The 13,047-nt window shown below is 73.7% G+C and carries 10 protein-coding genes (1 of these 10 running past the window's edge); 5 read left to right on the top strand and 5 right to left on the bottom strand.

The window, feature by feature from the left end; all coding sequences use genetic code 11:
• Positions 1–1,380: the 3' portion of a phosphoenolpyruvate--protein phosphotransferase gene (gene ptsP / locus IAG44_RS33615; RefSeq protein ID WP_187750844.1), read on the top strand. Its footprint begins 291 nt before the window's first position; 1,380 of the gene's 1,671 nt are visible here — the last part of the coding sequence; the start codon falls outside the window, past its left edge; the stop codon is at positions 1,378–1,380.
• Between the two features lie 81 nt (positions 1,381–1,461).
• Here the strand turns inward: ptsP and IAG44_RS33610 are convergent, their stop codons facing one another.
• Complete coding sequence (locus IAG44_RS33610) at positions 1,462–2,355, bottom strand: hypothetical protein (RefSeq protein ID WP_187750843.1); 894 nt, start codon at positions 2,353–2,355, stop codon at positions 1,462–1,464.
• Between the two features lie 28 nt (positions 2,356–2,383).
• Positions 2,384–3,658 carry an MFS transporter gene (locus tag IAG44_RS33605; RefSeq protein ID WP_281404315.1) on the bottom strand — a complete coding sequence of 425 codons (1,275 nt, stop codon included), beginning with the start codon at positions 3,656–3,658 and terminating at the stop codon, positions 2,384–2,386.
• A 45-nt stretch (positions 3,659–3,703) separates the two neighbouring features.
• Between IAG44_RS33605 and IAG44_RS33600 the strand changes: the two genes are divergently transcribed.
• Complete coding sequence (locus tag IAG44_RS33600) at positions 3,704–5,023, top strand: aminotransferase class I/II-fold pyridoxal phosphate-dependent enzyme (RefSeq protein ID WP_187750842.1); 1,320 nt, start codon at positions 3,704–3,706, stop codon at positions 5,021–5,023.
• Positions 5,024–5,032: 9 nt separating this feature from the next.
• Here IAG44_RS33600 and IAG44_RS33595 read toward each other — a convergent pair whose 3' ends face one another.
• Complete coding sequence (locus IAG44_RS33595) at positions 5,033–7,000, bottom strand: acetoacetate--CoA ligase (RefSeq protein WP_187750841.1); 1,968 nt, start codon at positions 6,998–7,000, stop codon at positions 5,033–5,035.
• 179 nt (positions 7,001–7,179) lie between these two features.
• Here IAG44_RS33595 and IAG44_RS33590 point away from each other — a divergent pair, with 179 nt between their 5' ends.
• On the top strand, positions 7,180–9,555 hold the full coding sequence (locus IAG44_RS33590; protein ID WP_187750840.1) for a glycoside hydrolase family 31 protein: 2,376 nt from the start codon (positions 7,180–7,182) through the stop codon (positions 9,553–9,555).
• On the opposite strand, the gene IAG44_RS33585 is transcribed toward IAG44_RS33590, so the two are convergent.
• Together IAG44_RS33585 and IAG44_RS33580 are read right to left on the bottom strand one after the other, a co-directional pair.
• Positions 9,546–10,082, bottom strand: a complete 537-nt coding sequence (locus IAG44_RS33585) for an NUDIX domain-containing protein (RefSeq protein WP_187750839.1) — start codon at positions 10,080–10,082, stop codon at positions 9,546–9,548. The genes IAG44_RS33590 and IAG44_RS33585 overlap by 10 nt on opposite strands.
• Positions 10,083–10,129: 47 nt before the next feature.
• Positions 10,130–10,930: a M15 family metallopeptidase gene (locus IAG44_RS33580; protein WP_187750838.1), complete on the bottom strand. Its 801-nt coding sequence runs from the start codon at positions 10,928–10,930 to the stop codon at positions 10,130–10,132.
• A gap of 114 nt (positions 10,931–11,044) precedes the next feature.
• Between IAG44_RS33580 and IAG44_RS33575 the strand changes: the two genes are divergently transcribed.
• A complete protein-coding gene (locus tag IAG44_RS33575) occupies positions 11,045–11,479 on the top strand; it encodes a Zn-ribbon domain-containing OB-fold protein (protein ID WP_187752948.1) in 435 nt (144 codons plus the stop codon).
• Complete coding sequence (locus IAG44_RS33570; RefSeq protein ID WP_187750837.1) at positions 11,476–12,666, top strand: lipid-transfer protein; 1,191 nt, start codon at positions 11,476–11,478, stop codon at positions 12,664–12,666. Before IAG44_RS33575 ends, IAG44_RS33570 begins: the two co-directional genes overlap by 4 nt.
• The last annotated feature ends 381 nt before the right edge of the window (positions 12,667–13,047 follow it).

Here is a 13,047-nt window from a genome sequence, read left to right as displayed (position 1 = left end):
GCCGAGCGTGCCGTGTACGACGCCTTCGCCGCGTACCGCGAGCTGCTGGCGAACGCCGGTGAGTACCTCGCGGGGCGGGTGGCGGACCTCGACGACGTGCGCAACCGTATCGTCGCCCGGCTGCTGGGGGTGCCGATGCCCGGTGTGCCGGACAGCGACGAGCCGTACGTGCTGGTCGCGCGGGATCTGGCGCCGGCCGACACGGCGTTGCTGGATCCGGCGCTGGTGCTCGGGTTCGTGACCGAGGAGGGCGGGCCGACCAGCCACAGCGCGATCCTGGCGCGGGCGCTCGGGGTGCCGGCCGTGGTGGCGCTGCCCGGGGCCGGGGAGCTGGCCGAGGGCACGGTCGTCGCGGTGGACGGCAGCACCGGTGAGGTCTTCGTGGCGCCGGACGACGCGACGCGGGAGCGGCTGACGGCCGCCGCTGCCGAGCGGAAGGCCGCGCTGGCCGCGTCGACGGGGCCGGGGCTGACGGCCGACGGGCACAAGGTGCCGTTGCTGGCGAACGTCGGCGGGCCTGCGGATGTGCCGGCGGCGGTCGAGGCGGGTGCGGAGGGCGTCGGGCTGTTCCGGACGGAGTTCCTGTTCCTGGACGACAGTGAGAAGGCGCCGTCCGAGGAGAAGCAGGTCGGGGCGTACCGGCAGGTGCTGGAGGCGTTTCCCGAGGGCCGGGTCGTGGTGCGGGTGCTGGACGCGGGGGCGGACAAGCCGCTGGACTTCCTGACGCCGGCCGACGAGCCGAACCCGGCGCTGGGGGTGCGGGGGCTGCGGTCGCTGCTGGACCATCCGGAGGTGCTGCGTACGCAGTTGACGGCGTTGGCGAAGGCGGCGGAGGGGCTGCCTGTCCATCTTGAGGTGATGGCGCCGATGGTGGCGGACCGGGCGGACGCGAGGGCGTTCGCGGACGCGTGTCGTGCGGCGGGGCTGCGGGCGAAGTTCGGGGCGATGGTAGAGATCCCTTCGGCTGCGCTGCGGGCGCGGTCGATCCTTCAGGAGGTCGAGTTCCTGTCGCTGGGCACGAACGACCTGGCTCAGTACACGTTTGCCGCCGACCGTCAGGTGGGCGCGGTCTCCCGGCTCCAGGATCCGTGGCAGCCGGCGCTGCTGGATCTGGTGGCGTTGTCGGCGGAGGCGGCGAAGGCGGAGGGGAAGAGCTGCGGTGTCTGCGGTGAGGCCGCGTCGGACCCGTTGCTGGCGTGTGTGCTGACCGGTCTTGGGGTCACCTCCCTTTCGATGGGGGCGGCTTCGATTCCTTACGTGCGGGCGGCGCTGGCGAAGCACACGCTGGCGCAGTGCGAGCGGGCCGCTGCGGCGGCGCGGGCGACGGACAGTGCCGAGGAGGCACGGGCCGCGGCTCAGGCGGTGCTGTCGGGCGAGTAGCCGGGCCCGCCGGCTGTCTTTTCGGGTTCAGGGGCGTCCCTACCTTCGGGTGGGGCGCCCCTGGTGTCGTCCGGGTGCGGGTCAGTGGTGGTGGCCGGTCGGGGGGAGGTCGTCGCCGAGGTCGGGTGGGGCGCAGTAGTCGACGTCGGGTTCGGGGGCGATGAGGTCGCCGGATTCGGCGTCGGTGCAGTAGGCGTCGAAGACTTCGGCGGCGGTGAGGGGGTGGAGGTGTTCGCCGTGCAGGCGCCAGCCGTGGACGCGGTCGCGGGTGCCGGGGGCGGTGACGCGCAGGACGAGGCCGCCGGGGCTGTGGGTGGCGATGCCGAGGGCGAGGACGGTGGTGAACTCCAGGGCTTCGGTCTCGTCGAGCCTCATGGTGCCGTCCGGGTTGGTGTCGGTGTGGAGGACGGCGACGAGGGTTTCGGGGGTGGCGGAGATGCTGCAGACGAGGTGGCGGTGGCCGGGTGGGGCGGAGTCGAGGATGCGGGTGAGGAGGGCGGAGGCGTGGGTGAAGGCGGCGCGTCCGATGTCCTCGCCGCAGGAGGCGCAGGTGCCGAGGCGGGCGAGGAGGGTGGCGGCGTATTCCCAGGTGGCGCGGCGGACGGCTTCGTCGACGAGGGTGGGGACGAGGTCGGTGAGGGGGGTGCCGTCGTAGGGGATGGTGAGGCCGGTGGTGGCGAGTTCCGCCGTGTAGCGGGTGCGGTTCTCGGGGGTGTCGGGGTCGAGGTTGTGGTCGGTGCAGAACTGGGCGTAGTCGTGGGGGTCGAAGAGGGCGACGCTGGTGTGGGTGCCTTCGGCGGCGCGGGCCTTGAGGACGGCTTCCACCTGGCGGAGGTAGGTGGTGTGGTCGTCGAAGGTGAAGGTGCGGTAGCGGCTCATGGCGCGGAAGTCGTGTTCGTCGGTGAGGAGGCCGATGGTGCCGGCGATCTCGCGGCGCAGTGCTCGGCGCATGGTCCGCTGGTCGGTGTGGTTCATGGTTTCCCCCTGTGTGCAGAGCGTTCGGTCAATGCTCACTCACAGTAACCGGCGGCACTGACAACGGGGTCCGGGTGAGCCGGTCTCGGATCAGTCGGTGCTGGATTGCGCAGGTCAGGGCGATGGTGGTGCCGAATGCGGCCCAGCCGAGGGGGCCGGTGGCGATGGCGGCGGTGACGGCGAGGGGGCCGATGGTGCGCTGGGCGGACTGGGCGAGTCCGTGGACGCCGAGGTAGGCGCCCTGGGCGGTGTCGGGGGCGAGGGCTACGGAGAGTTCCCAGGAGACGGTGGCGTGCAGGATCTCGGCGAGGGTGAAGGCGGTGGCGCCGGCGGTGAGAAGCAGGGTGGCGGTGACGGGGCCGCCGTCCGCGGCGAGGGCCATGGCGGCGCCTCCTGCGGCGAAGGCGGCGGAGAGCGGGAGCAGGAGAGTGCGGGCGGCGGCGGTGGTGGCGCCGAAGCGGGCCATGGGGACCTGGAGGGCTACGACGAGGATGTTGTTGAGAACCATGAGCAGGGGTGCGAGGCCGTGCGGGGCGCTGTCGAGGTGGACGATCCACAGGGGGAGGCCGACCTTGAAGACAGCGTCGTCGAGGAAGAGGACCGCTTCGGTGGCGACGTAGGCGAGGTAGGTGCGGTCGCGCCAGGGGCCGGTGGGGCGGGTGCGGGGTGCCGGGGTCTTGGAGCCGGCGACGGTGCGGGCGGGTGAGGCGGGTTCGCCGCAGCGGAGGGTGAGCAGGGCGACTACGGCGAAGGAGAGGGCGTCGCCGAGGAGGAGCCAGCGGTAGGCGGCGGTGCTGCCGAGGGCGAGGGCCGCGGCCGCGGCGAGGCCGCCGATGGCCCAGCCGGCGTTGGCGACGGTGCGCTGGACGGCCTGGTAGCGGACGCGGTCGGGGCCGGCGACGCGGGTGGCGTAGAGCTTGGTGAGGACGCTGCTCGCGCGGTCGCCGAAGCCGCCGAGGGCGGTGAGGATCAGGAGGAGGCTGAAGCGGTCGGTGGTGAGGAGGCCGAAGGAGCCGATGGCGCGCAGGAGTTGGACGGCGACGAGGACGCGGGTGAGCGGGAGGCGGTCGGCGAGCAGGCCGCCGCAGGGGGCGCCGGCGATGCCGAGGGCTCCGGCGACGGCGGCGAGGGTGCCGACCTCGGCGAGGGAGAGGTGGGCGACGTAGGTGAAGTACAGGACGGAGACGGAGGCCCACAAGCCGCTGCCGATGCGGTCGACGAGGGCGACGACGACCATGCGGCGGCCGTCGCGTCCGCCGGGTATGCGGGGTTCTCCGGTGGTTTTTCGGCGGGTCGGCTTCATGGTTCCCCCTTGCGTCGAACTTTGCATTGATACATAATCTTGAATGTGGCAACACAATATGCGATCACAGGGACGACGGCCAAGGAGATTGCCGCGTCCGTCGAACGGGGCGTGTCCGACGGCTCCTTGGGGCCGGGGGCCGCGCTGCCTCCGGTACGGCGGCTCGCCGACGACCTCGGGGTCAGCCCCGGAACCGTCGCCACCGCTTACAAGGAGCTACGCGTGCGGGGCATCGTCGTGACCCGGGGGCGCGGCGGGACGGTGGTGGCGGAGGTCCCGTCGGTGGCGCCGCGCCGCCCGCCCAAGGTCCCGGAGGGCCTGCGGGACCTGGCCGGCGGGCATCCCGACCCCGCGCTGCTGCCCGCCCTGGTGCCGCCCTCGCGTCTCTCCCCCGGCGCCCGCTCCCACCGATCGATGCCGAAGCTGGCCCGCCTGGAGGAGGCCGTGCGGGACCGGCTCGCGCGCGACGGCGTGCCGGTGGACCACGTGACGTTCGCGCACGGGGCGCTCGATCTGCTGGCCCGGCTGTTCTCCGTGGAGCTGCGCCCCGGGGACGCCGTCGCGATGGAGGACCCGGGGTACCACCACCTTCTGGACCTCGTCGCCGCACTGGGGCTGCGGGCCGTGCCCGTCGCCGTGGACGACGAGGGGATGCGGCCCGAGGCGCTGGAGGCTGCGTTGCGCGCGGGTGTGCGGGCGGTGGTGTGCAGCCCGCGCGCGCAGAACCCGTACGGCGGGTCCTTCACGCGTGCGCGCCGGGACGCGCTCGTCGAGGTGCTGCGGACGGCGCCGGACGTGCTGGTCGTGGAGAACGACCACGCCTCGGAGGTGGCGGGCGCGCCCCTGTGGACGCTCACGTCCGGCGGGCACGCGCGCTGGGTGCACGTGCGGACGGTCAGCAAGTTCCTGGGCACCGACCTCAGATGGGCGGCGGCGGCCTGCGACGCGACGACACTGGCCCGGCACGACGGGCGGCTGCTGCTGACCTCCGGGTGGGTGAGTCACCTGCTCCAGGAGACCGTGCACGGTCTGATGACGGACGACTCCACGCGCGCGCTCGTCGCCCGCGCGCGGGACGCGTACGCGCTGCGCAGGACGGCGTTGCTGGGCGAGCTGTCCGCGCGCGGGATCGCCGCGCACGGCGCGAGCGGGATGAACCTGTGGGTGCCGGTGCGCGACGAGTCGGCGGTCGTCAACGGGCTCAGGTCGCGTGGCTGGTGGGTCGCGGCCGGGGCCCGGTTCCGGCTGGCCTCGGCGCCGGGCGTGCGGATCTCCGTGGCCGAGCTGGAGCCCTCGGACGGGGCGCTGCTGGCCGGGGACTTCGCCGCCGTGCTGGGCGAGTCCCAGGCCACCTACGGAGGCTGACAGGGCCCCTCAGGCACGCGTGCGGGCCAGGTCCTCGTAGAAGTGCAGGAGGTCCAGGTCGTCGACGGAGCCCGGGTTGACGGCCTTCTCCAGCGGGGTGCCCTGGAGGAGGCGCTTGACGGGGACCTCGATGCGCTTGCCGGTGAGGGTGTGCGGGATGCCGGGGACCTCGACGACCTCGTCCGGGACGTGGCGCGGGGAGAGCTGTTCGCGGATGGCGCGCTTGATGCGGTCCAGGAGGGCGTCGTCGAGGACGGAGCCGGGTGTCAGGTGCACGAAGAGCGGCATCCAGTAGCCGCCGTCGGCCTGTTCGACGCCGATGACCAGGGATTCCTTGATCTCGGGGAGGCGTTCGACGACCTCGTAGATGTCGGCGGAGCCCATCCGCACGCCCTGGCGGTTGAGCGTGGAGTCGGAGCGGCCGTGGATGATCACCGACCCGCGCGCGGTGACGGTGATCCAGTCGCCGTGCCGCCACACGCCGGGGTAGGTGTCGAAGTAGCTGTCGTGGTAGCGGCTGCCGTCGGGGTCGTTCCAGAAGTACACCGGCATGGACGGCATGGGGTTGGTGACGACGAGTTCGCCGACCTCGTCGGTCACCGGGCGCCCCTGCGGGTCCCACGCCTGGAGGTCGGTGCCGAGGCCGGGCGCCTGGAGTTCGCCGGTGTGGACGGGCAGTGTGGGGACGGCGCCCGCGAAGCAGGAGCAGACGTCGGTGCCGCCGCTGACGGACGCGATCCAGGTGTCGGCGCCGACCTCGTCGTGGAGCCACCGGAAGCCGTCCGGGGGCAGCGGAGAGCCGGTGGTGGCGACGCACTGCACGCGCGCGAGGTCGTAGTCCCGCGCCGGGTGCACGCCGGCCTTGCGGCACGCCATGACGTAGGCGGCCGACGTGCCGAAGAGGGTGGCGCCCGTGCGTTCGGCGACGCGCCACTGGGCGCCCGTGTCGGGGTGGCCGGGGCTGCCGTCGTACAGGACGACCGTGGTGCCCGTGAGGAGGCCGGAGACGAGGAAGTTCCACATCATCCAGCCGGTCGACGTGAACCAGAACAGGACGTCCTCGGGGCCCAGGTCGCAGTGCAGGCCGAGCTGTTTGAGGTGTTCGACCAGGATGCCGCCCTGGGACTGGACGATGGCCTTGGGCAGGCCGGTCGTGCCGGAGGAGTACAGGACCCACAGGGGGTGCTCGAAGGGGACCTGTTCGAAGACGGGTTCCTCGTCGCCGTCCGTGACCAAGGCCCAGTCGAGGGCTCCCTCGGGGGTCTCGGTGCCCAGGAGGGGGATGTGCACGACCGCGCGCAGGGTGGGCAGTTCGCGGCGGAGTTCGGCGACGGTCTCGCGGCGGTCGTGCTCCTTGCCGCCGTAGCGGTAGCCGTCGACGGCGAACAGGACGACCGGTTCGATCTGCTGGAACCGGTCGAGGACGCTGCGGGCGCCGAAGTCGGGGGCGCAGGAGGTCCATACAGCGCCTACGGCGGCCGTGGCGAGCAGGGCGGCCACCGCCTGCGGAACGTTCGGGAGATAGCCGCTCACGCGGTCTCCCGGGCGCACTCCGAGGCGGCGCAGGGACGCGGCCAGGGAGCCGACCTGGCGGCGCAGCTCGGCCCAGGTGACCGGGCGGGGTTCGTGGGTCTCGTCGACGTGCAGGAGGGCCGGTTCGTCCGCGCGGGTGGCGGCAGCGCGCAGGGCGTGCTCCGCGTAGTTGAGGGTGGCGCCGGGGAACCACTGGGCGCCGGGCATCGATCTGTCGCCGAGCACGCGCGTGTAGGGCGTCGAGAAGCGGACGTCGAACCACTCGGCGACGGCTGCCCAGAACGCCTCGGGTTCGGCGATGGACCAGGCGTGCAGGGCCGGGTAGCCGCCGTCGGCGGGGGCGCCGTGCCGGTCGGCCGCCCAGACCTGGAACTTCGTCACCTTGGCGCGGGCGATACGCTCGGCGTCCGGCTGCCAGAGCGGCCGAGGGTTCAGGGTCGACATGGGGCGGCTCCCGGGCTGTGCGCGTGAGGGCGGCGGCTGACACGGACGATGCCATGTGATCGACTTCTGCACCAGGGTGCGCTCCGCCTCGGCGGTGTCGTGACGCCGTGATCCCGTCGTGGGTGAACGGAAGTTGAACGGCACGCACGTGTGGAGCGGTCAATGGCAGGGTGAACAGCATGAACGGTCGTGACCTGGTGCGTTCGATGAAAGTGGTCGGTTCCGTGGGGGCGGCCCAGAGACTGCGCACCGTACGGGCGGCGTGGCGCCACCGGCGCGCGGACGCCTCCGGGCTGCCCTCTCGGGGCGCCGAGCGGGCCAGAGTGCCCGGGGCGGTACGGGAGGCCGAGCCGGGCCCCGGCGGGGGCCTCGTGCGGTTCGAGCGGTCCGAGCTGCGGATCCTGGTCGCGGTCAACGGGGCGGTGTTCTGGGGCTGGGACGGCGCCGAGCCGGAGCCGTCGTACGCGCTCGCGGGCAGTCCCGAGCCCGACCCGCGCGTGGTGCTCGAACCGGACAAGGACGGCGGCTGGCGGGTGGTGGCCGAGCGGGTGACGGTCTCGGTGTCCCGGCACGGCGCGATCGAGGTGTGCACGCCCGGTGGCGTGGTCCTGCGGCGCGATCTGCCGCCGCGCTGGTGGGAGCCGGTCGACGGGGGTCCCGCGCGGTGGATGCAGCGTTCGGAGGTGGCGGCGGACGCGCGGTTCTTCGGGCTGGGCGGGCGCGCGGACGGCCCGCGCCTGCGCGCGGGGACCTACCGGCTGTGGAACACGGACCCGGGCGGCTCGTTCGGCCCCGGGGACGATCCGCTGTACCTGACGATGCCGGTGCAGGTGGTCGTCGCGGACGCGGGCACGCACCTGGTGTTCCACGACACGTCCTGGGACGGCACGGTGACGCTCCGGGAGGGCGAGGAGGGCGCCGGCTCCGGGCACGACCGCGGCGGGGCGTGCGAGGTTCGGGTCGAGGGCGGGCCGCTGCGCTGCTGGGTCGTCGTCGGCACTCCCGCGCGCGTGCTGCTCGGCTGGGCGTCGCTGACCGGGGCGCCCGCGCTGCCGCCGTCCTGGGCGCTCGGTTATCACCACGCGCGCTGGGGCTTCGGCAGCGAGCAGGAGGTGCGCCGGATCGTCGCGGGCTACCGGGAGCACGGTCTGCCGCTGGACGCCGTCCACCTGGACATCGACCACTACGACGGTCATCAGGTGTTCACGGTCGACCAGGACCGGTTCCCGAAGCTGGCGCAGTTCGCGCAGGAGCTGCGCCGCGACGGTGTGCGGCTGGTGTCGATCGTCGACCCCGCGGTGCGCGCGGCGCCCGGGAACGAGGTGTACGACGCGGGCACGGCTCTGGACGCGTTCGTGCGGGACGCCTCCGGGCGGGTCGTGCGGGGTGTGGTGTGGCCCGGGGAGTCGGTGTTCCCGGACTTCACGCACGCGCGTGTGCGTGAGTGGTGGGGTGGGCTGTACGCGGAGCGGCTGGCGCAGGGGTTCTCGGGTTTCTGGCACGACATGAACGAGCCGACGTCGTTCGCGGCGTTCGGGGACACGACGCTGCCCCGTTCGGCGCGGCACGCCCTGGAGGGGCGCGGCGGCGACCATCGCGAGGCGCACAACGTGTACGCGCTGTGCATGGCCAGGGCGGGCTACGAGGGGCTGCGGGCGCTGGTGCCCGAGGAGCGGCCGTTCGTCTTCTCCCGGTCCGGCTGGGCGGGCCTGCAGCGCTACGGCGGGACGTGGTCGGGGGACGTCGGCACGAGCTGGCCGGGGCTGCGGGCGTCGCTGGCGCTGGTGCTGGGTCTCGGGCTGTGCGGGATCCCGTACTCGGGGCCCGATGTCGGCGGGTTCGACGGGAGCCCGTCGCCCGAGCTGTACCTGCGCTGGTTCCAGCTCGGCGCGTATCTGCCGCTGTTCCGTACGCACGCGGCGATCCGGGCGGGACGCAGGGAGCCGTGGGAGTTCGGGCCCGAGGTGCTGGCGCACGCGCGTACGGCGTTGCTGGAGCGGCGGCGGCTGGCGCCGTACTTCGTGACGCTGGCCCAGTTGGCGCGGCGGACCGGGGCGCCCTATGTGCGGCCGCTGTGGTGGGGGGCGCCGGAGGATCGCGCGCTGAGGGACTGCGAGGACGCGTTCCTGCTGGGCGACTGCCTGTTGGTCGCTCCGGTGCTGGAGGCGGCCGTGGAGCGGCGTGCGGTGCAGTTGCCGAAGGGGCGCTGGTACGACACGGCGACGGGGCGCGCGTACGAGGGGCCGGGGCAGGTGGTGCTGGAGGCTCCGGCGGGGCGGATCCCGGTCCTCGCGCGCGCGGGTGCGGTGATTCCGGTGCGGGGCGCGGACGGCGGGCTCGAACTGGAGGTGTGGGCGCCCGCCCGGGGGCGGACGGGCGGCGGCCTGGTGGTGCGGGACGCGGGCGACGGCTGGGACGAGTCGGAGATCGAGCGGTACGTCACCCGCTGGGAGGGGGCGCGGGTCGTCGTCGAGCGGGAGGGTGAGGACGGCGGGCTCGCACCGTCCCACCCGGTGCGGCTGCGGAGACTGGGCGAGCCGCCGGCTCAGATGTAGCGGCCCTCGAAGAACGCGCGTACGGCGAGCGTGTGCAGCGGGAAGGCCAGCTCCTCGGGGCGCCGCAGGAGCTGCCAGCCGTCCGTCTCGTCCGTGGCGGCGGGCGTCGGCAGGCGGTCGGCGGGGCGCTCCGGGAGCAGGCCGAACAGCAGCAGGTGGCCGTCCGGGGCGCTCATGGCGTCGGCGAGGCGGACGTCGCGGCTCGCGGCCTCGATGCCCGTCTCCTCCTTGAGTTCGCGCACGACGGCGTGCTTCCAGTCCTCCTGGTCGTCGATGTAGCCGCCGGGCAGGGCGATGCCCCCGCGCGCGGGTTCGACGGTCCGGCGGATGACGATCAGGGCGGTGCCCTTCGTGTCGTACACGGGCTGGAGGGCGACGCCGACCGGCAGGGGGTTGCGGTAGTGCACGGTGGAGCAGGCCGGGCAGATGCGGGGCCAGCCGGTGACGCCCTCCCCGTAGGGGGCTCCGCAGCTCGAACAGTGGCTGTCCCGTGCGGAGTTCGAAGTGGTGTGCTGAGTTTGTGACACGCGGCGGACTGTATCCGATCGGAGGGAGGGCGTCTCACCGACCGGTTTCAATCCCCCCTGGTGAGCGATCCGGTGGCCACCGGGAAGTCGAAGTAGGTGTCCGGGTAGGGCTCCGGCTTGAAGGTGTAGTGCCACCATTCCTCGGCGAGGTTCACGAAACCCTGGCTCTCCAGGGTGTTCTTCAGGAGCAGCCGGTTGGCGCGCTGGGCGCCACGCACGCGTGGGTCGAGGGTGTGCGAGAGCGTGTCGAAACAGTCGAATCCGGTCCCCATGTCGACGGAGTTGTCGGGAAAGCGCTCCCGGCGGGGCGCGTGGCAGGGCACCAGGGGTTCGCCGGGGACGTAGGGGCGGGTCGGGAGGGCGGGGAGGCGGACGAGGGTGACGTCCAGGGTGGAGCCGCGGCTGTGGCCCGATTTCGCGGCGATGTAGCCGTCCGCGAAGAGGCGGGTCTTGTCGACGTCCGGGTAGAACTCGCCCTTCATCGCCTGGTCGTCCAGGTCCTCGGCCCAGCGCACGAAGTGGTCCACCGCGCGCTGGGGGCGGTAGCAGTCGTAGACCTTGAGGGTGTAGCCCTTGCGCAGGAGCTTCGCCTGCGCGCGGTGGAGGGCTTCGGCGGCGGGGCGGGTGAGGATGCACAGGGGTTCGCGGTAGCCGTCGACGGGCTGGCCGACGAAGTTGTGCGGGGTGGTGTAGCGCATGTCCTGGAGGATCGTGGGGTCCACCGCGCGCAGGGCGACGAAGCCGGCGGGGGCCTTCGGTTCGGCGCTGGCCGTGGCGGGCGCGGGCGCGAGGGTCACGGCGAGCAGGGCGGCGAGTGCGGTGAGGGCGCCGCGGAGCGGTCGTTTCATGCGGTGCACACTTCCCCGGCCGGGCCCTGCCCATTTGCGGACGGCCGTGACAGACTCCTGACGTTCCGTCAGATCTCGGCGCGGGGAGGTCGCGTGGCACGCGTGCGCAGGCCCGTGGTGGACGGCTGGTTCACCGGGGACGGGGACGACTTCAGACTGCTCGGGACGCGCTGCGCGGCGTGCGCGTCGGTGTTCTTCCCCCGGGAGGACGTCCACTGCCGCAACCCCGGCTGCGAGGGCGGCGAGCTGGCCGAGGTGGCGCTGTCACGGCGCGGGCGCGTGTGGTCGTACACCGACTGCCGCTACCGGCCGCCGTCACCCTACGTGAGCGACCGGGAACTTCCGTGGGAGCCGTACGCGTTGGTCGCGGTAGAGCTGGAGGCGGAGCGGATGGTGGTGCTGGGGCAGGCGGCGCCCGGTGTGGGGGTCGGTGAGCTGGCGGTGGGGATGGAGGTGGAGGCGGTGCCGGGAGTGCTGGGCGAGGACCCCGGGGACGCGGGGACGGTGTGGACGACGTGGAACTGGCGGCCGGTGGAGGTGAGCGCGTGACGACGGAGGTGGCGGTGCTCGGCGCGGGCATGCACCCCTGGGGCAAGTGGGGGCGCGGCTTCACCGAGTACGGCGTGACGGCCGCGCGGGCGGCGCTCGACGACGCGGGCCTCGACTGGCGGGACGTGGACGCGGTGGTCGGCGCGGACACCGTGCGGGGCGGCTACCCGGGGTACGTGGCGGGGGCGACGTTCGCGCGGGCGCTGGGCTGGCAGGGCGCGCGCGTGACGAGCGTGTACGCGGCGTGCGCGTCCGGGGCGCAGGCGATCGACGTGGCGCGGGCGAGGATCCTCGCGGGGCTCTCCCGGGTGGTGCTGGTCGTGGGCGCCGACGCCGCGCCCAAGGGGTTCTTCCGCCCGGCGGGAGGCGAGCGCCCGGACGACCCGGACTGGCTGCGCTTCCGTCTCCTGGGGGCGACGAACCCGGTGTACTTCGGGCTGTACGCGCGCCGGCGTATGGCGCTGTACGGCGACACCCTGGAGGATTTCGCCGCCGTCAAGGTGAAGAACGCGGCCCTGGGGGCGCTGAATCCCCACGCCCGCTACCGCGCACGCGTGACGCCCGAGGAGGTCGCGGCCTCCCCCGTGGTCGCCGACCCGCTGCGCCTGCTGGACATCTGCGCGACCTCGGACGGCGGGGCGGCCCTGGTGCTGGCCGGAGCGGACTTCACGCGCGCGCACGCGGAGAGCCGCCCGGTGCGCATCCGCGCGGTGTCGACGTTGACGCCCCGTTATCCCACCCAGGTGCTCGACCTCCCGGACATCGCCACCGACTCCGCAGCGGGCGTCGAGCCGTCCGGGGAGCCTCTGCGGACGGCCATCGTGCGGGCCGCCTACGAGGAGGCCGGGATCGGGCCCGAGGACCTGTCGCTGGCCGAGGTGTACGACCTGTCCACGGCCCTGGAGCTCCAGTGGTACGAGGACCTCGGGCTGTGCGGCGCGGGCGAGGGCGCCAAGCTGCTGCGGGAGGGGGCGACGGCACTCGGCGGCCGTACGCCGGTCAACGTCAGCGGCGGGCTGGCGTCCTTCGGCGAGGCGGTGCCGGCCCAGGCGATCGCCCAGGTGTGCGAGCTGACCCGGCAGTTGAGGGGGGAGGCCGGTGAGCGGCAGGTGGCGGGTGCGCGCGTGGGGATCGCCGCGAACCAGGGGCTGTTCGGGCACGGGTCGGCGGTGGTCGTGGTGCGGTGAGGAAGGCGCCGGGGGGTGTGAGGCGATCGGCGTGACGGCACGGGCCGGCGCCGGGGGCCCCGCTGCCTTCGTCCGGCCTCGGCGCTCTGAGGTGCGGGGGCGGCCGTCGCGCCGCACTCCTGCGCGCCCCACACCCCGAACCCGGGCCCCCGTCCGCCCCGTTGGCGAACCCCGCCCCGGCGGATCCCGTGCTGCCGGCCTTCTTGACGCCCTCTGGGACGCGGTGAAAACTTCCCGGTGTCGGCCGACAACGCCGTACATTCTCGGCGTATTCAGGCATGCCGCCGCGTGGGCACCCTGTGCACTCCCCCACCTGTGCGATGCGGCGACGACGGCACGGTCGTCACGGACGTCCGGCAGGGAGCGGGACCCCTGCCGCGG

The organism is Streptomyces roseirectus, assembly GCF_014489635.1.
GTDB lineage: Bacteria > Actinomycetota > Actinomycetes > Streptomycetales > Streptomycetaceae > Streptomyces > Streptomyces roseirectus.
The sequence above is the reverse complement of the archived record's forward strand: the minus strand, read 5'-3'. Positions and strand labels throughout refer to the sequence as shown.